This window comes from Pseudomonadota bacterium (assembly GCA_041395565.1).
Taxonomy (GTDB): domain Bacteria; phylum Pseudomonadota; class Gammaproteobacteria; order UBA9214; family UBA9214; genus UBA9214.
The window spans coordinates 312,976-333,662 of sequence record JAWLAI010000005.1 but is presented as its reverse complement, the minus strand read 5'-3'; the positions used below and the strand labels follow the sequence as shown (position 1 = coordinate 333,662).

General features: G+C 63.9%; 22 protein-coding genes and 1 pseudogene. 15 read left to right on the top strand and 8 right to left on the bottom strand.

Annotation, left to right across the window (positions count from 1 at the left end; genetic code table 11):
• Positions 1-28: 28 nt before the first annotated feature.
• From R3F42_09450 to R3F42_09430, 5 genes and pseudogenes are all read left to right on the top strand, one after another.
• Positions 29-523, top strand: a complete 495-nt coding sequence (locus R3F42_09450) for a DUF2244 domain-containing protein (GenBank protein MEZ5542258.1) — start codon at positions 29-31, stop codon at positions 521-523.
• A 60-nt stretch (positions 524-583) separates the two neighbouring features.
• Positions 584-1,713, top strand: a pseudogene (coxB, locus tag R3F42_09445) (cytochrome c oxidase subunit II).
• A 34-nt stretch (positions 1,714-1,747) separates the two neighbouring features.
• Positions 1,748-3,322, top strand: a complete 1,575-nt coding sequence (gene ctaD, locus R3F42_09440; GenBank protein MEZ5542257.1) for a cytochrome c oxidase subunit I — start codon at positions 1,748-1,750, stop codon at positions 3,320-3,322.
• 184 nt (positions 3,323-3,506) lie between these two features.
• A complete protein-coding gene (locus tag R3F42_09435) occupies positions 3,507-4,094 on the top strand; it encodes a cytochrome c oxidase assembly protein (protein ID MEZ5542256.1) in 588 nt (195 codons plus the stop codon).
• Between the two features lie 110 nt (positions 4,095-4,204).
• Positions 4,205-5,068 carry a cytochrome c oxidase subunit 3 gene (locus R3F42_09430; protein MEZ5542255.1) on the top strand — a complete coding sequence of 288 codons (864 nt, stop codon included), beginning with the start codon at positions 4,205-4,207 and terminating at the stop codon, positions 5,066-5,068.
• Positions 5,069-5,271: 203 nt separating this feature from the next.
• Here R3F42_09430 and R3F42_09425 read toward each other — a convergent pair whose 3' ends face one another.
• Positions 5,272-5,487 (bottom strand): twin transmembrane helix small protein, encoded by a 216-nt coding sequence (locus R3F42_09425; protein ID MEZ5542254.1) that lies wholly within the window; start codon positions 5,485-5,487, stop codon positions 5,272-5,274.
• Positions 5,488-5,543: 56 nt separating this feature from the next.
• On the opposite strand from R3F42_09425, the gene R3F42_09420 reads away from it, so the two are divergent.
• The 10 genes from R3F42_09420 to R3F42_09375 all read left to right on the top strand — a co-directional run bounded on the left by R3F42_09420 (position 5,544) and on the right by R3F42_09375 (position 12,742).
• The gene (locus R3F42_09420; protein ID MEZ5542253.1) at positions 5,544-6,302 is read left to right on the top strand and encodes an SURF1 family protein; all 759 of its coding nucleotides are present in this window, start codon (positions 5,544-5,546) and stop codon (positions 6,300-6,302) included.
• Positions 6,286-6,942 (top strand): hypothetical protein, encoded by a 657-nt coding sequence (locus tag R3F42_09415; GenBank protein ID MEZ5542252.1) that lies wholly within the window; start codon positions 6,286-6,288, stop codon positions 6,940-6,942. The genes R3F42_09420 and R3F42_09415 overlap by 17 nt, the downstream gene beginning before the upstream one ends.
• A 9-nt stretch (positions 6,943-6,951) precedes the next feature.
• Positions 6,952-7,824 carry a heme o synthase gene (gene cyoE, locus R3F42_09410; protein ID MEZ5542251.1) on the top strand — a complete coding sequence of 291 codons (873 nt, stop codon included), beginning with the start codon at positions 6,952-6,954 and terminating at the stop codon, positions 7,822-7,824.
• 153 nt (positions 7,825-7,977) lie between these two features.
• Positions 7,978-9,042 (top strand): magnesium/cobalt transporter CorA, encoded by a 1,065-nt coding sequence (gene corA, locus R3F42_09405; GenBank protein MEZ5542250.1) that lies wholly within the window; start codon positions 7,978-7,980, stop codon positions 9,040-9,042.
• 52 nt (positions 9,043-9,094) lie between these two features.
• Positions 9,095-9,517 carry a GFA family protein gene (locus R3F42_09400; protein ID MEZ5542249.1) on the top strand — a complete coding sequence of 141 codons (423 nt, stop codon included), beginning with the start codon at positions 9,095-9,097 and terminating at the stop codon, positions 9,515-9,517.
• A gap of 95 nt (positions 9,518-9,612) precedes the next feature.
• Positions 9,613-9,996, top strand: a complete 384-nt coding sequence (locus R3F42_09395) for a c-type cytochrome domain-containing protein (protein ID MEZ5542248.1) — start codon at positions 9,613-9,615, stop codon at positions 9,994-9,996.
• Between the two features lie 83 nt (positions 9,997-10,079).
• Positions 10,080-10,961 (top strand): hypothetical protein, encoded by an 882-nt coding sequence (locus R3F42_09390; protein MEZ5542247.1) that lies wholly within the window; start codon positions 10,080-10,082, stop codon positions 10,959-10,961.
• Positions 10,962-11,248: 287 nt separating this feature from the next.
• Positions 11,249-11,398 carry a hypothetical protein gene (locus R3F42_09385; GenBank protein ID MEZ5542246.1) on the top strand — a complete coding sequence of 50 codons (150 nt, stop codon included), beginning with the start codon at positions 11,249-11,251 and terminating at the stop codon, positions 11,396-11,398.
• Between the two features lie 262 nt (positions 11,399-11,660).
• The gene (locus R3F42_09380) at positions 11,661-12,098 is read left to right on the top strand and encodes a hypothetical protein (protein ID MEZ5542245.1); all 438 of its coding nucleotides are present in this window, start codon (positions 11,661-11,663) and stop codon (positions 12,096-12,098) included.
• 2 nt (positions 12,099-12,100) lie between these two features.
• On the top strand, positions 12,101-12,742 hold the full coding sequence (locus R3F42_09375) for a hypothetical protein (GenBank protein ID MEZ5542244.1): 642 nt from the start codon (positions 12,101-12,103) through the stop codon (positions 12,740-12,742).
• Here R3F42_09375 and R3F42_09370 read toward each other — a convergent pair.
• The 7 genes from R3F42_09370 to ftsY form a co-directional block, all read right to left on the bottom strand.
• On the bottom strand, positions 12,739-13,689 hold the full coding sequence (locus R3F42_09370) for a DUF523 and DUF1722 domain-containing protein (protein ID MEZ5542243.1): 951 nt from the start codon (positions 13,687-13,689) through the stop codon (positions 12,739-12,741). The genes R3F42_09375 and R3F42_09370 overlap by 4 nt on opposite strands.
• Before the next feature lie 77 nt (positions 13,690-13,766).
• Positions 13,767-15,191 (bottom strand): deoxyribodipyrimidine photo-lyase, encoded by a 1,425-nt coding sequence (locus tag R3F42_09365; GenBank protein MEZ5542242.1) that lies wholly within the window; start codon positions 15,189-15,191, stop codon positions 13,767-13,769.
• A 91-nt stretch (positions 15,192-15,282) separates the two neighbouring features.
• Complete coding sequence (locus R3F42_09360; protein ID MEZ5542241.1) at positions 15,283-16,884, bottom strand: phosphoethanolamine--lipid A transferase; 1,602 nt, start codon at positions 16,882-16,884, stop codon at positions 15,283-15,285.
• Between the two features lie 119 nt (positions 16,885-17,003).
• A complete protein-coding gene (gene rpoH / locus R3F42_09355) occupies positions 17,004-17,870 on the bottom strand; it encodes an RNA polymerase sigma factor RpoH (GenBank protein MEZ5542240.1) in 867 nt (288 codons plus the stop codon).
• 141 nt (positions 17,871-18,011) lie between these two features.
• Positions 18,012-18,995, bottom strand: a complete 984-nt coding sequence (gene ftsX / locus R3F42_09350; protein ID MEZ5542239.1) for a permease-like cell division protein FtsX — start codon at positions 18,993-18,995, stop codon at positions 18,012-18,014.
• Positions 18,992-19,663, bottom strand: coding sequence for a cell division ATP-binding protein FtsE (gene ftsE, locus R3F42_09345; GenBank protein MEZ5542238.1), 672 nt, complete (start codon positions 19,661-19,663; stop codon positions 18,992-18,994). Before ftsE ends, ftsX begins: the two co-directional genes overlap by 4 nt.
• A 27-nt stretch (positions 19,664-19,690) precedes the next feature.
• Positions 19,691-20,671 carry a signal recognition particle-docking protein FtsY gene (ftsY, locus tag R3F42_09340; protein ID MEZ5542237.1) on the bottom strand — a complete coding sequence of 327 codons (981 nt, stop codon included), beginning with the start codon at positions 20,669-20,671 and terminating at the stop codon, positions 19,691-19,693.
• Positions 20,672-20,687: the final 16 nt, after the last annotated feature.

The following is a 20,687-nucleotide window of genomic DNA, read 5'->3' as shown; positions in this document are numbered from 1 at the left end:
CGGCAGCGATTCCACAAAATAAACGGTAGTGGTTGAACGGGTTATTGATCCCTCGGGTCGAGACTGTCACTGGGTAATTCGGCCGAACCAGTCCCTGTCGTGGCACGGGGCGTTATGGATCTATGCGGTTATCACCACCTGCCTGCTCGGAATCGGGATAGTTTTCGCAATTCACGGCTACTGGCCGGTGCTGCCGTTCGCGGGGCTGGAAGTCCTCGTGCTGGGAGCTGCCTTCTGGCTGTGTCATGCGCGCAGCCAGATACGCGAGGTCGTAACCCTGAGCGATGAACGGCTGATGGTGGAGAAGGGGCGTACCAAGCCCGAGCAGCGTTGGGAATGCCCGCGCGCCTGGGCCCGGGTGATCATGGAGCGTGCACCGCATGCCTGGTACCCGAGCCGGTTGTCCGTGGCATTCCAGGGGCGCCGGGTGGAGATCGGCCGCTTCCTGAACGAGATGGACCGGCAAAGCCTGGCGCTGGAGCTGCAGGGCGCGATCCGCGAGGATTGCTGGCGGCAACACTAGCCGCTGCCGGTGCGTGTGATTTTAGAAATATCGATAACTTGGTCTTAGGGAGAGTAATGCATGTTTGCTAACACACTAAGACGCACCCTGTGCGGTCTCTGGGGCGCGGCCATCCTGCTGTCGGCGGGCAATGCCTTTGCCGGCTTTTCCGATACGCTGAATCTCCGGCAAGGGGTCACCGAAATCAGCCACAAGGTCTACAACCTGCACATGCTGATTTTCTGGATCTGCGTGGTGGTCTGTCTGGGCGTGTTCGCCGTGCTGATCTACTCCATCATGAATCACCGCAAGTCCAAGGGCGCCGTCCCCGCGACATTCCACGAGAGCACCACCGTGGAGATCATCTGGACCACCATCCCGTTCCTGATCCTGGTCGGCATGGCCGTGCCGGCCACCAAGACCCTGCTGGCCCTCGAGGACACCCGCGACTCCGATATGTCGATCCAGGTCACGGGTTACCAGTGGAAGTGGAAATACGACTACCTGGACGAGGACATCAGCTTTTTCAGTACGCTCACCACCCCGCGCGATCAGATCGAGGGCGCCGCCGCCAAGGGTGAGCACTACCTGCTGGAGGTCGACAACCCGATCGTGGTGCCGATCAACAAGAAGATCCGTTTCCTGATCACCTCCAACGACGTGATCCACTCTTGGTGGGTACCCGATCTCGGCTGGAAGCAGGATGCGATTCCCGGATTCATCAACGATGCCTGGACCGAGCTCAAGGAGCCGGGCCTGTACCGCGGCAAGTGTGCGGAGCTGTGCGGCAAGGATCATGGCTTCATGCCCATCGTGCTGGTTGCCAAGACCCAGGAGGATTACGATGCCTGGGTTGCCGAGCAGAAAGGTGCCAAGGCCGCTGCGGCCGAGGCAGCCGGCAAGACCTGGACCATGGACGAGCTGATGGCCAAGGGCGAGCAGGTCTACAGCACCACCTGTGCGGCCTGCCACCAGGCCCACCGGCAAGCCCGGGCGTGTTCCCGGCCATCGCCGGCAGCGCCATCGCCACCGGTGATGTCGCCGGTCACATGAACATCGTCATCCACGGCAAGGCCGGTACCGCCATGCAGGCCTTCGGCCAGCAGCTGGGGGACGCCGAGCTCGCGGCCGTGATCACGTTCGAGCGTAATGGCTTTGGCAATAACAAGGGCGACATGGTCCAGCCGTCAGATATCGCGGCTGCACGCTAAAAGCATTCAGGGATATAACCAGAGGTAATTACAAATGAGCGCAACGACACACGACGCACATCACCACGGTGCACCCAGCGGCCTGATGCGCTGGATCACCACCACCAACCACAAGGACATTGGTACCCTGTACCTGTGGTTCTCCTTCATCATGCTGCTGATCGGCGGCGCGATGGCCATGGTGATCCGTGCCGAGCTGTTCCAGCCCGGCATGCAGTTCGTTGAACCGCAATTCTTCAACACCATGACCACCATGCATGGACTGATCATGGTGTTCGGCGCCATCATGCCGGCCATGGTCGGCCTGGCCAACTGGCAGATCCCGATGATGATCGGCGCTCCCGACATGGCGCTGCCGCGCATGAACAACTGGAGCTTCTGGATCCTGCCGTTCGCGGGCACCATGCTGGTTTCCACGCTGTTCATGGAAGGCGGCGGTCCGGCCTTCGGCTGGACCTTCTACGCGCCGCTGTCCACCACCTTCGCCCCGAAGAGCACCGACTTCTTCATCTTCGCGGTGCACATGCTGGGCTTCTCCTCCATCATGGGTTCCATCAACATCATCGCCGCCGTGCTCAACATGCGCGCCCCGGGCATGACGCTGATGAAGATGCCGCTGTTCGTGTGGACCTGGTTCATCACCGCGTTCCTGCTGATCGCCGTGATGCCGGTGCTGGCCGGCGCCGTCACCATGATGCTCACCGACCGCAATTTCGGCACCAGCTTCTTCAGCGCGGCCGGCGGCGGTGATCCGGTGCTGTTCCAGCACGTGTTCTGGTTCTTCGGCCATCCCGAGGTGTACATCATGATCCTGCCGGCGTTCGGCGTGATCTCCGAGATCATCCCGACCTTCGCCCGCAAGAAGCTGTTCGGTTACAGCTCCATGGTGTACGCGACCGCCTCGATCGCCTTCCTGTCCTTCATCGTATACGCACACCACATGTTCACCACGGGCATGCCGGTCGCCGGTGAGCTGTACTTCATGTACGCCACCGTCATGATCGCGGTGCCGACCGCGGTGAAGGTGTTCAACTGGACCGCTACCATGTGGCGCGGCTCCATGACCTTCGAGACCCCGATGCTGTGGGCGATCGCGTTCGTGTTCCTGTTCACCATCGGCGGTTTCACCGGCCTGATGATGGGCGTGGCGCCGGCCGACATGCAGTACCACGACACCTACTTCATCGTGGCACACTTCCACTACGTGCTGGTGACCGGCGCGCTGTTCGCGATCATCGCCGCCTTCTACTACTGGGCGCCGAAATGGACCGGTCACATGATCGACGAGCGTCTCGGCAAGATCCACTTCTGGTGGTCCGTGATCTCCGTGAACGTGCTGTTCTTCCCGCAGCACTTCATCGGGCTGGCCGGCATGCCGCGCCGCATCCCGGACTACTCGCTGCAGTTCGCGGACTGGAACATGGTCTCCAGTATCGGCGGGTTCGCTTTCGGCCTCGCCCAGGTGTTCTTCCTGTTCATCGTGATCAAGACCATCAAGGGCGGCGCGAAGGCCACCGGCCAGGTCTGGGAAGGTGCGCACGGCCTGGAGTGGACGGTACCGTCCCCGGCGCCGTACCACACCTTCGAGACGGCACCGGAAGTCAAGTAACCGGCCGGGTGCACGGGCGCAGCCCCGTGCACCCGCGCTGTCTGCAGAGCGAATGAAATGACGCAGCAAGGCAATACGACGCAGCATTCCAATACACGCCTGACGCTAACCGTCATCGTGCTCGTGCTGATTGCGCTGGGTTTTTTCGTGGCCAGCTTCTTTGCCTTGTCGAACTGAGCGCGTGATGGAAGACACCCGCAACCAGGCCAACCGCCGCACCGTCAGAAAGCTTGGCATCGTTGCCATGCTGATGTTCGGTTTCGGCTTCGCACTGGTGCCGCTATACGATGTGTTCTGCGACATCACGGGTCTGAACGGCAAAACCGGTCGGATCGAGCTGGAGCGCTCGCTGTCGTCGGAAGTCGATGCGGGGCGGCTGGTGACGGTGGAGTTTCTCGGCCGTGCGAACAGCGACCTGCCATGGGAATTCCGGCCGCTCGTGCACAGTGTCAAGGTGCATCCGGGCGAAGTGACCGAAGTGCATTATTTCGCGCGCAATACCGCCGACCATGCGATCGTCGGCCAGGCGGTGCCGAGTTTGGCCCCGGGCCAGGCAGCGAAGTATTTCAACAAGACCGAGTGTTTCTGCTTCACTCAGCAGACGCTCGCGGCAGGCGAGGCGAAGGAGATGCCCATCCGGTTCGTGGTCGATCCGGCGCTGCCGGACAAGGTGGTGCGGGTTTCACTCTCGTACACCTTCTTTCCGGCGCAGGATGCGAAACCGGCGGAGACCGTTTCGATGGAACAGGGCAAGCTCGATACCATCATGTAGTCGCGGATGGCCTGTGCCATCCGGTTGCGTGTGTACAGATCAGAGGTGGGCCGGGCGTTACGCCCCGACACCAGAAAAGTTAACAACTTGTACTAGAGAGGGAGTTACCAATGTCAGCGACCAAAGGGGGTTACTACCTGCCGGAACCCAGCCACTGGCCCATCGTCGGCTCCGTGGGCATGTTCCTGCTGTTGTTCGGATTCGCCAATTTCCTGCATGGCGGAACCTGGCTGATCATGGCGGCCGGCGCGGCCGTGCTTATTCTCATGCTGTTCGGTTGGTTCGGAACCGTAATCGGCGAGAGTGTCAGCGGGAAATACAATGCGCAGGTCGACATGTCATTCCGCTGGAGCATGGGCTGGTTCATCTTCTCCGAGGTGATGTTCTTCGCGGCCTTCTTCGGCGCACTGTTCTATGCGCGCATGTACGCGATACCGTGGCTTGGCGGTGGCGGCAACAACGCCATGACCAACGAGCTGCTGTGGAAGGGATTCGATGCCACCTGGCCGACCAACGGTCCCGGCAACGTCGGCGGTGCGTTCGAGATGATGCATGCCTGGGGCATTCCCGCAATCAACACCATGATCCTGCTGTCGTCAGGCGTGACCGTCACCTGGGCACACTGGGGCCTGAAGAAGAACGATCGCACCCAGCTGATCCTGGGGCTGATGGCCACCGTTGCACTCGGCTTCCTGTTCCTCGGGCTGCAGGCGTATGAATACCATCATGCCTATTCCGAGCTGAACCTGACCCTGAAAAGCGGTATCTATGGCACGACCTTCTTCATGCTGACCGGATTCCATGGCCTGCATGTCACGCTGGGCGCGACGATGCTGCTGGTGATCCTGTTGCGCAGCATGAAAGGGCACTTCAGCGCAGAGCATCACTTCGCCTTCGAAGCGGTGGCCTGGTACTGGCACTTCGTCGACGTGGTCTGGCTGGGACTGTTCGTGTTCGTGTACTGGCTGGCCTAGGCGCGCGCGAGCGGGCCTGCAAAAGGGCGCTGCTTGCAGCGCCCTTTTTGTTGCGGGGTTGTGGCGGCGACTGGATGCTGGTCGCGGATGGAGTCCGTCCCTACGGGTGCAGGTGCAGCGTAGCTACCGAGGCAAACGCAATATCGCGTTGCATCGCAGCCGGCTGTGCGGGGGCGCAGGAATGCGCGTATGCAACGGTACCGTCAACCCGCAGGCACAACCCCGTGCGGTTGCAGGATGCCGGTGGCATAGCCGATCATCAGCAGCACGAACAGCAGTACCGACAGGCTGATGCGTACGGTGAGTGCACGCACGGTGCGTTCGGAGGTGCCCTTGTCCTTGACGAGGTAGAACAGACCGCTGAACAGGCTGCCCAGAATGGTGAACAGGAACAGGACGATGATGATTTTGGTAACCATGGCGGGAATCCGGGATTGACGACGCTGCCGGGCATTATAGCAAATCGGGAGCAGCGGTGAGATTCGGCCATTACCGCTTCCGCCCCGGTCTCTGGCCGACGCTGGCCACGCTGGCGCTCCTGCCGCTGCTGGTCGGTCTGGGGGTCTGGCAGCTGCAGCGTGCCGAATGGAAGCAGGGTCTGATCGACGCCAATGCCGCGCGCGCTGCCCTGGCGCCGGTGGAGCTGGCAACGCTGCAGCCGTTTGCGCCGGATGACCAGTACCGGCGAGTAGTGATCAGTGGACATTATGATCTCGACCACCAGCTGCTGCTGGACAACCGCATGTGGCAGGGGCATCCGGGCTACGAGGTGCTGACCCCGCTGCAGCCGGTTGCCGGCGGTGCCGCAGTGCTGGTTAACCGCGGCTGGGTGCCGGCCAGTCCGGACCGCAGCGTGCTGCCGGCGCTGCCGGGCAGCACCGCTGAAGTCCGGGTCCATGCCACGATCAAGCTGCCGCCGGAGAAGATCTTCCGGCTGTCGGACGCCGAGGAGGAACAGACGGGCTGGCCCCGGGTGGTGCAGCAGCCGGAGCTGGCACACTGCGCCAGCCTGCTGGGCTACCCGCTGCAGCCGGTGTTCCTGCTGCTGGACAGCGCGGACGCGCACGGTTTCCGCCGTGACTGGCAGCCGGTATATGGTGTGACACCCGACAAGCACCGGGCCTATGCCCTGCAATGGCTGACCCTGGCGCTGGTGCTGGCCGCAATCTATATCGGCGTGAATACACGACGCATCGACAAAGACGGTACGGATGGCAATGAAACAGCAAGCTGACAGGAAGCACGTCGCCCGTGCGCGGCGGTGGCAACGCGGTTTTCTCACTTCGCGCCAGGCATTCGTGGTGCTCGGACTGATTTTCCTGGCGCCGGCCTTCGTCGCCTGGGTGATGCACCACAGCGGTGACGGCGGGTGGCGTCCGGAAGGCATGACCAACAGAGGCAGCCTGGTGCATCCAGCGCGCCCGCTGACGCTGCCGGCGGAGCTGGCGGCAGGTGCGCAGCCGTTGAACGATTTCCTGCAGGGCAAGTGGACGCTGCTCTACATCGGTGGCGCCGACTGCGGCGAGACCTGCCGCGGCAACCTGTACAAGATGCGCCAGATCCGTATCGCACAGAACGAGAACATGAAACGGGTACAGACGCTGTACCTGTTGCAGGGCGACGCGGTACCGCCGCAGCTCGACGGTATGCTGCAGCAGGATTACCGGGACCTGGCCGTGACGCCGATCAGCGCCGCGCAGGCCGGTCAGATTGCGCCGTTCTTCGACATCGACGGCGCCACGATGGAGGGCGCGGAGCGCATCTATTTCATCGACCCGCTGGGCAATCTCATGATGTACTACGGTCCGGATGCCGATCCCTCGGGCATGCTCAAAGACCTGCAGAAGCTGCTGAAATACTCGCGGATAGGCTGAAGCACGCCGATGATCAAGCGGCTTAAAAGTTACCTGGGCCTATGCAAGCTGAAGGTCGTGGCACTGATCGTGTTCACCGCGATGGTCGGCATGTTCCTCGCTACCGTGCCACCGGGCATGGTGCCGTGGGACGTCCTGCTGCTGGGTAACCTCGGCATCGGCATGGCCGCGGCGGCGGCCGCGGCGATCAACCACGTGCTCGATGCGCGCGAGGACGCGAAGATGGCACGCACCCACCGCCGGCCGCTGCCGCAGGGCGAGGTCAGCGAGCGCCAGGCCCTGGTGTTCGCAGCCTTGCTCGGCATGCTCTCGATGGTGATTCTGGCAGTCTGTATCAACGTCCTGACCGCGGTACTGACCTTCGTCTCGCTGGTCGGTTACGCCATCGTCTATACCATGTACCTCAAGCGTGCCACCCCGCAGAACATCGTCATCGGCGGCGCCGCCGGCGCCGCGCCGCCGGTACTGGGCTGGGCCGCGCTCACGGATACGGTCGATCCGCATGCACTGTTGCTGTTTCTGATCATTTTTGTCTGGACACCACCGCACTTCTGGGCACTGGCCATCCACCGGCGCGACGAGTATGCCAAGGTCGATATCCCCATGCTGCCTGTGACGCACGGCATTCCGTTCACCCGCCTGCAGATCCTGCTCTACACCATCATGTTGCTGGTGGTCAGCGTGCTGCCCTTTGCCACGCACATGAGTGGCTATTTCTACCTGGCCGGGGCGTTGCTGTTGGGCGCCGTATTCCTGCGCTATGCCATACAGCTCATGCAGGGGCGGGATGTGGCCATGAAGACCTTCGGCTATTCCATCTGGTATCTGATGGCGATGTTCGCCATCCTGCTGGTCGACCACTACCTGCCGCTGCTGGGCTGAGGCGCGCAGCTGAAATTGCCACGTCCGTGGCCTGTCAATAATATAATCTGCTGCAGGAACCGACCGCGTGGCGACGCCCGCCTGTCATAACAGCACAGCCCGGCAGCGGCAAGGCGTGGTCTGTCCCCTGGTATCGATAGTTGGGGAACTACCATGAGCGAATCCGCAGGCAGCATATCCAGCAAGGCCGGCCTGCCGCCAGGCACGCTGATCCACGTCGGCGAGGTGCTGGCCACCGAGACCCGGATCACGGTTGTCGACTACACCCGTGAACGCACCACCGAGACCGAGGCACGCCGTGTCGAGGATATCGTGCGCTACCGCGACACCGATTCGGTGACCTGGGTCAATGTCGAAGGGCTGATCAATGTGGTGATGATCGAGGCCATCGGCAGGGAATTCGATATCCATCCGCTGGTGCTCGAGGACATCCTGAACACCCAGCAGCGGCCCAAATTCGAGCAGTACGACGACTACCTGTTCCTAGTGTTCAAGGTGATCTACCCGGCTGCGGACGGCGTATCGGTCAACTACGAACAGGTGAGTATCCTGATCCTCGAGGATTTCGTCTTCACGTTCAAGGAAAAGCAGGACGATTTCTTCGATCCGATCATGGTCCGCCTACGCAATCACAAGGGTCGTTTCAGGGCCCGGGGCGCGGATTATCTGGCCTACACCATCCTCGACGCGGTGGTCGATCACTACCTGGCCCTGCAGGACTATCTCGATGGCATCGTGGAAATCGTGGAGAACGACCTGCTGTCGAACCCGGGGGTCGAGACGCTGGCGACCATCCAGCGCATCCGCCGCGAGCTGATCTTCATCCGCCGTTCGGCGTCGCCGCTGCGCGAACTGCTCAACGGCATCCTGCGCAGCGATTCGCAGCTGATCGCAGATGATACGCATATCTACTTCCGCGATATCCAGGATCACGTGCTGCGTGCGACCGATGCCATCGATACCTATCGCGACATAATGACCGGCCTGCTCGATATCTACAATTCCACCATCAGCAACCGCATGAACGAGATCATGAAGGTGCTCACGGTGTTTGCCACCATCTTCATACCGCTGACATTCCTGACCGGCATTTACGGCATGAACTTCCGCTTCATGCCGGAGCTGGGCTGGAAATGGTCGTATCCGCTGCTGTGGCTGGCGTGCCTGGTGATTGCCGTGTTGCTGCTGGCCTTCTTCCGGCGCAGGAAATGGCTGTAGCGGCAACCGCTCCGTGCTTCCCTTTTGGGGACACACGGATTATAACGGACGTATGACACGTATCGATGCCAAAGGCAGCTGTCTGTGCGGCACCCTGCGCTATACCCTGCGGGGCGAGGCGGTGCGTTTCTATCACTGTCACTGTTCGCGCTGCCGCAAGGCGACCGGCACCGGACATGCCAGTAATCTTCTGGTCAGCCCCGTAGACAGTCTCGAATGGAGCGCGGGCGGCGAGTTGCTGGCCAGCTACAAGGTTCCCGAGGCGGAGCGGTTCCGCAACTGTTTCTGTCCGCAATGCGGCAGTCCGATGCCACGCGTGGTGCCCGAACTCAACGGTGTGCTGGTGCCCGCGGGCTCGCTGGACGTCGAGCCGCCGATGGTGCCGCAGGCGCGCATCTTCTGGGACTCGCGCGCGCACTGGTCGTGCGGCGGGGACGGCCTGCCGGTGTACCCGGAATACCCCGGCAAGGGGTGATCGGGCCTGTCTGCGCGGATGTCGCGGCAATTGCTGCATCGCTCCTGGACAGGCGTGATAAACTGCCGGCAGACGGCAGCCTGACGGAAACGACCATGCATACACGCCCCATAAAGCCCGTACTGTTGCTCGCCACGGCGGCGGTCCTGGCGGCCTGCGGCGGCGCCGGTGCGCGCGATGTGTCCTTCGCGGCGGACGTGAATCCCATCCTGCAGAAGCATTGTGCCGAATGCCACCTGCCGGGCGGTGCGGGCGCCACGGCCACCGGATTTCAGGTGGACACCTATGAATCGGTCATGCAGGGCAGCAATTACGGCCCGGTAGTACATCCGGGGTCCGCCCGCACCAGCTCGCTCTATATCCTGCTGACCGGCAAGGAACACCTGACTGTCACCATGCCGCACGGCAAGGCGCCGCTCCCTGACGGGGAGATCGAGACTATCCGGCAGTGGATCGACGCGGGTGCCGCTGACAACTGATGCCATCATGGGCCGCACTCCCGCGCCGCTGTTCGGGGGCAGGCGCGTGCGCGCGAATTCAGTGAATTCATACAGTTAACACCATGCGCAGGCTGTCGCTGCTGGCGGCACTGGTCCTGGTGGCGATCATCGCCGCCTATGCATGGGCGCTGTGGCGCAACAACCGCGATGTCCCGCCGCCGCCACGGGCCGAGCTCGCGGCGCGCCTCGAGCGGGCGACCGGCTGGCTCGAGACTCACATGAGCCCGGGCGGGGACTACCGGCATCCGCAGTTGTGGTGGATGATCAGGCAGGCAGCGGCGCATGCGGGTAGTCCGCGGCTGCTGGCCTTTTATCGACTGCACGCGCCGTACCTGCGCAGCCAGCCCACCTTCGCGGTCTGGTCCGGCATGTTCGACGACACCGCGAGCGTGCAACTGCCGCCGCCAGGCAGGCTGCCCGGCCTGCCGGCCTACGATTATCTGCTGCTGTACGGCCTGACCTGCGATGCCGGCTGGGGGCGAGCGCCGGAGGTAACGGCCCAGCTGCGGCCGGATTTCTGCAGCGCGCCCATCCGTGAACCGCAATGCAACGCCTTCCAGCTGCTCGGGGTGCGGCTGGTGCAGCGCAACGGCTGCGGCGACCGTGACCGGACTGCGGCGCTCCTTGGGCAGTTGCAGGATGACACGGTGACCTGGCTGAGCCGGGACCCGCGCGTCGATGATGCCTATATCCTGCGCGTGCTCGTGCTGCTCGACTCCGGCGCGTTCGAGCGCGTCAGACCGGCCTGGATCCGGCGCATCCTCGCTGCACAGCTGAGCGACGGTGGCTGGGGGGATGTCCAGCCGGTCCTGCGCCTGCCGGACGACAGCGTGCTCGGATTCACCAGCGCCGGACTGGTGCATCGGCGCCTGCGCAGTGATTTCCATGCCACGGCAAAGGCCGTCTTGCTCCTCGGCCTGCTGCTCGAGAGCCGGCATCCCTAACCGGTGTCGATGCACGCCGGTTCACACCCGGCCCCCGCCTCCCGGAAGCGCCCGGGCGTCTTCAGGCGTGGGTATGACGCAGTCGCGGGCAGTGTACGTATTTTCCACAATGTTTCCGGTAGCATCTGCTTGATATAGTGATTTTCAGGCTGTACGAAGCGTGCCGTTCGCGGATGGCCGCGTTGCCTGACTGATTTTCAGGAAACCTGCCGACAGGGATGTTTGCGGGGGCGCTGGAACAATAACCAGACACACGATAACAAGGATATACGTTTCAGGAGGGTGCTATGACCCTGCATAAGGTCCTCCCTTTCCTCTATGCCATCGGCGGTCTCTGCATGATGTGCAATGTCGCCTCCTCGCTCAGCTACAATATCGGCATGCTGTTCATGCTGCTGGCCTGCCTGACCTGGATGAAGCGGCTCGGCCCCAGCTAGGCGGAAGCCACGCCTTGCTGCTGCGCCATCCGTACCGCTGCCGGCAAGCGCCGGCTGGCCGTACTGGTACGGACTCCTTCCCAGTATCCCGGACCGGTGCGGGCGGTTTGCGCCATGAACGTCACGCTTGGTGTGACGGATGCTGGTCTTGCTGCGCTCCGCTCGGGTAGCATCGGCTGCACACGACGCTTGCGGCGGCGGGATCTGCAGCCGGAATCCGCCCGCCGCGACCGGGGTCAAGCCATTTGGGAGGGAGTGCAGGGTGGCGACGGAGCACGGCGGCATAATCGAGCAGTTGCGACGCAACGCGGTGGCGCTGGTCAGTCTGGCTGTCGCACTCTCCAGCCTGGGGTACAACACCTGGCGCAACGAGCAGACTGAAGCCAACCGCAACCAGCGCCAGGCTGCGTTCGAGGTCCTGCTCAAGCTCGGCGAGCTGCAGCGGCTCGTGTTCCACAGCCACTACGACCGGGATGCCGAGCAGGGGAATCCGCGCACCGGCTGGGCCTACATCCTGACCGTGCGTGATCTCGCACAGGTCATCGGCACGCCGATGACCGGCATGGCCGACGAACTGCTGGCGACCTGGAGCGCTCACTGGCAGGATCTGGGCAACGACGAGTCCGGCGCGGAGGTGATCATCTCCGGGATCGACCGCGCCCGCGAGTCGACCCTGCAGGTACTCAGGGCGCTGGACTAGGCGTGGTGATCGCGCAACCGGCGGTCAGCCTGACCGACTTTGCCCTGTTTATCGAAAGCACGGTATTCGCAGCGCTGTTATGGCGCGGACGCGCCGTGTTCGCGCACCTGCAGGTCTGGTTCGTCGTCTTCTTCCTGTCACTCGCGCTCGCGGCACTTGCCGGGGGCATCTCGCATGGCTTCCTGGAGCACCGTCATCCGGCGCTGGATGCACTGGTCTGGTCCGTCACTCTGCTGGCCATCGGCCTGACCGGTCTGTCAACGTGGTTCATCGGCGCCGGTCTGCTCGACGAAAGCTGGCTGACGCGCGCCATTGCCGTGCTGGCGTCACTGCTGTTCGTGCTGTATGTTGCCGTGGTGCTGTTTGTCGACACGCGGTTCCTGGTCGCCGTGCTGTATTACCTGCCCGCCACCCTGTTCCTGCTGCTGTTACTGCTCTGGCGTTTCATCGATACCGGGCACTTCTGGATCTTTCCCGGTATCTCGGGTCTGGTGCTGGCCGTTGCCGCCGCCGCTGTGCAGCAGTCGGGCCTGACGCTGCATCCGGTCTGGCTGGATCACAATGTGCTGTATCACCTCATCCAGGCAGCGGCCATGCTGCTGTTCTTCCTGTTCGCGCGCCATATCACGCGTTACCGGGGCTAGGCCGGCATCAGCTCGCGCGGGTAGGGGTCAAGATAGGTCTGTTGCAGCGCCCACTCGTTGGGGTGGTGACGCAGGTGATGCCGGATCAGAGTCAGCGGTGCCGCCAGTGGCACGAGCCCGACCCGGTAGTGGTCGATCAGCTCGCTCAATTCGGCGCGGTCGGCCGGCGCGAGCTGTTTGCTGAAGTATCCCTGCAGATGCTGCAGCACGTTGCTGTGCGACCGGCGCGTCGCGAGGCGTTGCAGCGCTGACATCAGCTCAGTCTCATAGTGCGCGCACAAGGTGCCGAATCCCTTGCGGCCCGCTGTGGCCACCAGCTGGCCGAGCCGCCGGTAGGCAGCCTGGTTGTGCGCCATCACGCTCAGCTTCTGGCGGGTGTGGAATTCGACCAGCCGCGCGGGTGTGAGGCCGGTCCGCTGCAGCTGCAGCCAGCGGTAACGGGTGAACACGCGTTCGATGAAGTTGTCGCGCAGGTCCGGGTCGTTCAGACGGCCCTCTTCCTCGCAGGGCAGGTTGGGATAAGCGCTCATAACGGCCTGCGCGAAGACGCCGGTGCCGTCCGAGCGGCCGGGCAGGCCGGTTTCGTGGTACGTTTTCACGCGTGCCATGCCGCAGCTGGGCGAGCGCGCCTTGAAGATATAACCGCACAGCTCGCCCATGTTGCGGGCCGCGGCCACGCCGCAGGCGGCAAGGCGGTCGGTGACATCGAACGTGGCGTCCTTCACCCCCCGGACGCGGATGCCGCTGCCGGTGTGTACCAGCCGGATCGGGGCGCGCGGTATGCCCAGGCCGATGGCAACCTCCGGGCAGTATGGCCGGAACTCGAGGAAGTCGGACAGTTGCCGGTTGATGTAACGGTCGTATTTGTGCCCGCCGTCGAAGCGCACGTGCTCGCCGAGCAGGCAGCTGCTGATGCCGACCGGGATCCTGGTGATCTTGTCCGTCATGTGGTTAGCTTAACGTGAATCGTCGTGGTGCAGGTTGAGATATTTCCGCCCGCTGCGGCGCCGTGTACGCTTGCCCGTCAGGGCGCGCCGCTGAGCGACCGGAACGCATCGAGCGCCCGCGCCCGCGTGCGTCCGGGATCGGCCATCGGTTCCGGATACTCCGGTGCCCCGCCCACCCGCCAGGGTTCGTGGATGTGCCGGGCATCCAGCGCTACCAGCTCGGGTATCCAGCGGCGCACGTATTCCCCCGCCGGATCGAACTTTTTGCCCTGGGTCACCGGGTTGAAGATGCGGAAGTAGGGCGCGGCATCCGTGCCGCAGCCGGCAACCCACTGCCAGCCCAGCGTGTTGCTGGCGAGGTCGGCGTCCACCAGCGTATCCCAGAACCAGCGCGCGCCTTCCTGCCAGGGGATCAGCAGGTTCTTGGTCAGGAACGATGCCACCAGCATGCGGACGCGGTTGTGCATCCAGCCGCAATGCCAGAGTTCACGCATGCCGGCATCGATGACGGGGATTCCGGTCATGCCCTGCTGCCAGCGCCCGAGGTCGGCGTGATAGTCGCGCCGCCAGGGGAAGCGCCGGAACCGCGGATCCAGTGCCGTGTCGGTCGTATCCGGGAAGTGATGCAGGACGTGCGCGGCGAAATCACGCCAGCCGACTTCGGTCAGCAGGCGGTCGAGTGCGGGACGCAATGCCGTACAGCCGGGATCGGCGGTCAGCTGCAGTGCCCGGTTCACAAGGCTGCGCGGGCTGAGTTCACCGAAGTGCAGGTGCGGCGACAGCCGGCTGGTTCCTGCCGTTGCCGGGTAGTCGCGCAGGTGTGCATACTCCGCGACGGCGTCCTCCAGGAAACGGTCGAGCCGATCATGCGCTGCGGTCTCGCCGGGTGTCCAGCACTCGTGCAGGCCCGTGTCCCAGCGCAGGCGCGGCAGCAGGTCGAGCGCCTCCAGGGCGGCGCCGGTGAGTCCCGCCGGCGTGGAGACGACGGCGGGCGCGGTCACTTCCGGTTGGTACAAGCCCAGCGCCTGGCAGCGCCGCCACCAGGCGGTGAATACACGGTAGGGTGAGGCATCCTGCTTGAGTACCTCGTGTGGCTCGAACAGCAACGAGCCCCGGAAACTGCTGACCGTCAACCCGGCCTCGCGCAGCCGCGCCTTGATATGGCGGTCGCGGGCGGTGGCATGCGGGGTATACAGGCGGTTCCAGAACACCGCCGTGGCGCGAGTTTCCCGGGCCAGGTCGCGCAGGCAGTCGAGACTGGATGCACCGCGGCGGATGAGCAGGTTGCTGCCGCGGGCACGCAGCCCGGCGTCGAGTGCCGCCAGGCTGTGATGCAGCCACCACCGGCTGGCCGCGCCCTCGCGCCAGGCTCCGGCTTCTTCCGGCTGGTACAGATAGCACGGGATGATCCCGTCGTAGTTGGTGCAGGCGTGGTTCAGGGCCGGGTTGTCGTGCAGACGCAGGTCTTCCCGGAACCACACGATGGCACGGTGTTGCGTCACCGGCAGTCTCCGCGTGCTGTTGCAGGTGCAGCCGATGTTAAGGGCATGGCCGGCCGATCACAATGCGGAGGGCGGCGTGCGGCGGCAGGGGTCAGTTGCGTGTCAGCTGGCGTTCGGCCTGCGCCGTGCGGGTGATATCCAGTTCGGGCTCGTAAACCGCGGTCTCGATATCCAGCAGCCCCAGCACGGTATGGAACACGTTGTCATGGCTCCAGTCAGCGGCGCTGGCGCGCCGCAGCGCGGCAACGTCGATGCGCTTGAAATCGGCTCCGAACCAGAACAGCGCCGCGACCTGCTTCTGATTGTCCGGTGCCATGAGCCAGGGCAGACCATGCAGGTAGATTCCGTGCTCGCCGAGCGATTCCCCGTGATCGCTGACATACATCAGCGCGGTCTGGAAATGCCCGTCGTTCCGGCGCAGCAGGTCGATGACCTCGGACAGGAAATAGTCCGTATAGAGGATCGCGTTGTCGTATGCGTTGTCGATTTCCTCCTGACTGCATTCTTCCAGCTGGTTGGTCCGGCATACCGGCGCGAAGTGCTCGAATTCCGGTGGATAGCGCTTGTAGTAGGCCGGGCCGTGATTGCCCATCTGGTGCAGGACGATAAACACGTCACCCTTCCCGGTGCTGTCGATGTAATCCTGCAACCCGGCCAGCATGCCCTCGTCGCGGCATTCCTCGTCACAGACCGGGTTGTACTCCGGACTGCTGAAATCCTGGTAGTCGACCCGGTCCGCGACCCCTTTCGAGCCGGCATTGTTGTCACGCCAGAGCACGTGCACGCCGGCATGCGCGAGCACGTCGAGCAGATTTTCCCGGCGGCGCGCGCGGTCATCCGAATAGCCGTCACGGCCCAGCCCGGAAAACAGGCAGGGGACCGATACCGCGGTGGACGTCCCGCATGCCTGCATATTCGGCAGGCTGATTACGTCTTCACGCGACAGCAGCGGGTTGGTCTCGCGGGTATAGCCGTTCAGTGAAAAGCGGTCGGCGCGCGCGGTCTCGCCCACCACGAGCACGACCAGTTCCCGCTGTCCATCCAGGGTATGGTTGACCGCGTCCGTGCCCAGCGCCGCGACCACCAGCGGTTCTGCAGCGCCGCTTTCCGCGAGGTACTTGCCGGTAGACCAGATGCCGGTCAGCGGGTTGCTGTAATAGCGCAGGGGTTTGTGTTCGCGGAAGAAGGAGGCGTAGGCCTTGCCGAACAGCAGCAGCTGCGAGGTGATGATCAGCGCCACGATCCCGGTGACCTTGAGTTTCGCCAGCAGTTCATGGCGCAGCGGCCGGACCTTGAGCGGCGCGCGCAGCACAAACAGGGCCGGCAGCAGGCCCAGCAGCAGCACGTAGACCAGCAGTCGGACATCGAACAGGTCGAGGCTCTCCCGGATATCGGTCTGCATGATATTGCGTATCATGCCGGTGTCGATGACCACGTTGTAGCTGTCCATGAAGTAGGCGGTCACGGACGCCAGCAGCAGCACCGCGATCAGCAGCGCCCGGGTGATAGGCCGCCAGGAGAGCAGCGTCAGCAGGAGCAGAATGAAGCCTGCCAGCAGGATGCCGAGCGAGGTAATGAAGACAAAGGTTTGCGGCGTGTCGGGATAGGCGGCGGCAACGTTTTTGAAAAACGCTTGATTGGTGAACAGCACCAGGAATGAGGTGACCAGCAGATTAAGCCATGTTGTATGCACGTGTTCCGCTTCCTGTGGCGGTTCGCTTCGTCAGGTATCGCAGTAACGGCAACGGCCCCGCAGGGCCGTGGCGTCCGCTAAATGTTGGCCGGGGCGGCTTAACACCCGCTTAAAGGGGCTCAGTCCTGCAGGGCCTGTTTCAGCTTGCCCAGGGCATTCTTTTCCAGCTGCCGGATGCGCTCTGCCGAGACGTCGAAACGCGCGGCGAGTTCGTGCAGCGTGGCCTTGTCTTCCGCAAGCCAGCGCGCTTCCAGGATCTCGCGGCTGCGCGCGTCGAGCGTGTCGAGCGCTGTGGCCAGGCCGTCTGCCTTGGTCGCGCTCCAGTCCGCATGCTCCAGCAGCAGGGCCGGATCGCTGGCGGGGCTCGCGAGGTAGGCCGCGGGTGCGTAGCAGCCGTCATCGTCATCGTCGCCGCCGAGGGGATCGAAGCCGATGTCCTGGCCGCTGAGGCGGGACTCCATTTCCAGGACCGTTTCCGGCTTGACGCCGAGGTCCGCTGCCACCGCAGCAACCTCATCCCGGTTCATCCAGCCGAGACGCTGCTTCTTGCTGCGCAGGTTGAAGAACAGCTTGCGCTGCGCCTTGGTGGTGGCGACCTTAACGATCCGCCAGTTGCGCAGGATGAATTCATGCATCTCGGCGCGAATCCAGTGCACGGCAAAGGATACCAGCCGCACGCCCTGGGCGGGATCGAAACGCTTGACCGCCTTCATCAGGCCGATGTTGCCTTCCTGGATCAGGTCGCCGAGCGCGAGTCCGTAGCCGCTGTAGCCACGCGCGATCCTGATGACGAAACGCAGGTGTGACATCACGAGTCTGCGCGCGGCCTCCAGGTCGTTCTGGTCGTGCAGGCGCACGGCCAGTTCACGCTCTTCCTCGGCGCTGAGCACGGGGATGCTCATCGCGGCATGAATATATTGATCCAGGCTGCCGGTCGGTAGCGGTATCGCAAGTGATTGATTTTTAACAACCAAATCGTTCGTCATGGGTTGTATCCGGTTCCTCGCAATGGCTCTTGTGATGTTAGCACTCTTGCCTATAGAGTGCCAATTCGCGGAAAAGTTGCAATTGCGTCGGCTGCATATCCCGGTGCTTGAGCCGGCCGCGGATCTGGCCCGCCGGGAGGTTCAGCTCGGTTCGATGGTGCTGAGGTGGCGTCCGACGGCCAGCCAGGAACCCAGCAGGCCAAGCAGGGTCCCGCCGGCTAGCAGCGCGCCGAGCGACAGCAGCGGCAAGGTGTCGAGCGCGAAGTCGCTGTGGTAGAGGCCTGCCAGCCGCGCGATCGGGCCGGCCAGCAGCCAGAAACCGCCCGTCACCAGCAGCCAGGCGAGCAGTCCGCCGAGCAGTCCGTACCACAGCCCGCTGTACAGGAACGGGCGGCGCACGAAGGCATTGGTCGCGCCGATCAGCTTGATGACCACGATTTCGGCGCGGCGGTTCTGGATTTCCAGCCGGATGGTATTGCCGATTACCAGCAGGACGGCCAGTGCCAGCAGGGAGCCGATGACCACGATGCCGCGGCGCGCGATGTCGATCATCGCGGTCAGCCGTTGCACCCACTCCAGATCGAGTTGGGCCAGGTCCACCTCGGGCAGGCTGCGGAGCTTTTGCTGCAGGGATGCGGCTGCCTCCGGTGCGGTGTATTCCCGGCGCGGGGTCACCACCAGCACGGCGGGCAGCGGATTCTCGTCCAGAGTCGCGAGCGCGTCGGCCAGGCCGGCGCGTGCGCTGAATTCCTCCAGTGCCTGCGCCGGCGTTATCAATTTGAGACCGGCGACCTCCGGCCAGGCCCGAATCCGCGTCGCCAGACCCTCGGTCTGCGCTGCCGGCACCTCGCTCTTGAGAAACACCGAAATGCTGGCCTGGCCATCCCAGCTGCCGCTCAGGCGGTGCAGGTTGTCCAGCAGCAGGTAGAGTCCGGCCGGCAGCGCCAGGGCAATGCCGATCACCGCTGCCGTCATGGCCGCGGGCAGCAGGTTGCGGTAGAGACGACCCAGGCTCTCCAGTGCGACCTGGGCATGCCGCTGCAGCCAGACGCGCGGGTGCACGATGCGCGGCGGGCGTTTGCTGACCCGGGCGGAGCCGCGCCGCTTACCGGGGCGTCCGATCATGCGCAGGCTTCCGCGTGCTGCACCAGCCGGCCGTGCTCCAGCGACAGGACCGGGTAGTCGAGCGAGCGGATCAGCGGAATATCGTGGCTGGCGACCAGTACCGTCACGCCCACGTCGTTGAACAGGCAGAACAGCTGCATGATCTCGCGCGACAGGTCGGGATCGAGATTGCCGGTGGGTTCGTCGGCCAGCAGCAGCATGGGTTTGTTGACCACCGCACGCGCGATGCCGACACGCTGCTGCTCACCACCCGAGAGCGTGATCGGGTACAGCCGCTCCTTGCTGAGCAGGCCGAGCTTGTCGAGCGCGGCCCGCACACGCCGGCCGATCTCCTGGTGCCGGTAGCCGGCAATGACCAACGGCAGCGCGACGTTGTCGAACACGGTGCGGTCGAACAGCAGGTGGTGGTCCTGAAAGATGAAGCCGATCTTGCGGCGGATGTAGGGGATGCGGCGACTGCTGACAGCGGTGACGTTTTCCCCGTCCAGGAAGATCTGGCCGCGCGTGCCGCGCTCGATCAGCGCGATGAGCTTGAGCAGGGTGCTTTTGCCGGCGCCGGAATGGCCGGTCAGGAACGCCATCGAGCCGGGTTCCATGTGCAAGCTGATGTTGCTGAGCGCCTCGAACCCGCCGGGGTAGCGTTTGCTGACGTTGGTGAAACGGATCATGCCCTGACGGTCGCCTGTCCGCGGCGGCTAGTCGGCGCCGCTCGCGAACAGGGCCTCCACGAACTCGGCGGCATCGAATTCGCGCAGGTTTTCGATACCTTCGCCGACGCCGACGAAGCGGATCGGGATGCCGGTCTTGCGTGCGATGGCGAAGATGATGCCGCCCTTGGCGGTGCCATCGAGCTTGGTGAGCGTGATGCCGGTGAGGCCGACCGCCTCGTTGAATTCGCGCGCCTGGTTGAGCGCGTTCTGGCCGGTGCCGGCGTCGACCACCAGCATCACCTCCTGCGGCGCCGCCGGGTCGAGCTTGGCCATCACGCGCTTGATCTTCTTCAGCTCTTCCATCAGGTTCGACTGGGTATGCAGGCGCCCGGCGGTGTCGGCGATCAGCACATCAATATTGCGCGCGCGAGCCGACTGCAGCGCATCGAAGATGACGGAGGCGGCATCCGCGCCCTGGTCCTGGGCGATCACCGGTACGTTGTTGCGTTCGCCCCAGGTCTGCAGCTGCTCCACCGCGGCGGCACGGAAGGTATCGCCGGCGGCCAGCATCACCTGCTTGCCCTGCTGCTGGAAACGGTGCGCCAGTTTGCCGATAGTCGTGGTCTTGCCGGCGCCGTTGATGCCGACCATCAGTATCACGAACGGGCGCTGGTCGGCCGGGAGCGTCAGCGGGAGACTGCAGGGCTGCAGGATGGCCTGCATGCGGTCGCGCAGGGCCGCCATCAGCGAATCGGCGTCGGTCACCTGCCCGAGCGCGATGAGATCGGTGAGATTGTCTATGATCTCGCGCGTGGCCTCCATGCCCACATCCGCGACCAGCAGTGTGGTCTCGATTTCCTCGAGCAGATCCCGGTCGATCTTGCGGCTGCCGCGTACCAGGCCGGTGACGCCCTCGGCCAGGCTCTGGCGCGTGCGTGACAGGCCGGCGCGCAGACGCGCGAATACGCCCTGCTTGGCAGGTTTTTCCGATTCGCTCGAAGTTCGGGATTTCAGGAAACCTGGCATCGGTTCTGTTGTCTTT

Coding starts and splice junctions, on each gene's coding strand:
- ftsY (MEZ5542237.1), bottom strand. CDS start 20,671: ATGCCAGGTTTCCTGAAATCCCGAACTTCGAGCGAATCGGAAAAACCT.
- cyoE (MEZ5542251.1), top strand. CDS start 6,952: ATGATCAAGCGGCTTAAAAGTTACCTGGGCCTATGCAAGCTGAAGGTC.
- ftsX (MEZ5542239.1), bottom strand. CDS start 18,995: ATGATCGGACGCCCCGGTAAGCGGCGCGGCTCCGCCCGGGTCAGCAAA.
- R3F42_09390 (MEZ5542247.1), top strand. CDS start 10,080: ATGCGCAGGCTGTCGCTGCTGGCGGCACTGGTCCTGGTGGCGATCATC.
- ftsE (MEZ5542238.1), bottom strand. CDS start 19,663: ATGATCCGTTTCACCAACGTCAGCAAACGCTACCCCGGCGGGTTCGAG.
- rpoH (MEZ5542240.1), bottom strand. CDS start 17,870: ATGACGAACGATTTGGTTGTTAAAAATCAATCACTTGCGATACCGCTA.
- R3F42_09385 (MEZ5542246.1), top strand. CDS start 11,249: ATGACCCTGCATAAGGTCCTCCCTTTCCTCTATGCCATCGGCGGTCTC.
- R3F42_09425 (MEZ5542254.1), bottom strand. CDS start 5,487: ATGGTTACCAAAATCATCATCGTCCTGTTCCTGTTCACCATTCTGGGC.
- R3F42_09395 (MEZ5542248.1), top strand. CDS start 9,613: ATGCATACACGCCCCATAAAGCCCGTACTGTTGCTCGCCACGGCGGCG.
- R3F42_09430 (MEZ5542255.1), top strand. CDS start 4,205: ATGTCAGCGACCAAAGGGGGTTACTACCTGCCGGAACCCAGCCACTGG.
- ctaD (MEZ5542257.1), top strand. CDS start 1,748: ATGAGCGCAACGACACACGACGCACATCACCACGGTGCACCCAGCGGC.
- R3F42_09435 (MEZ5542256.1), top strand. CDS start 3,507: ATGGAAGACACCCGCAACCAGGCCAACCGCCGCACCGTCAGAAAGCTT.
- R3F42_09415 (MEZ5542252.1), top strand. CDS start 6,286: ATGAAACAGCAAGCTGACAGGAAGCACGTCGCCCGTGCGCGGCGGTGG.
- R3F42_09400 (MEZ5542249.1), top strand. CDS start 9,095: ATGACACGTATCGATGCCAAAGGCAGCTGTCTGTGCGGCACCCTGCGC.
- R3F42_09370 (MEZ5542243.1), bottom strand. CDS start 13,689: ATGACGGACAAGATCACCAGGATCCCGGTCGGCATCAGCAGCTGCCTG.
- corA (MEZ5542250.1), top strand. CDS start 7,978: ATGAGCGAATCCGCAGGCAGCATATCCAGCAAGGCCGGCCTGCCGCCA.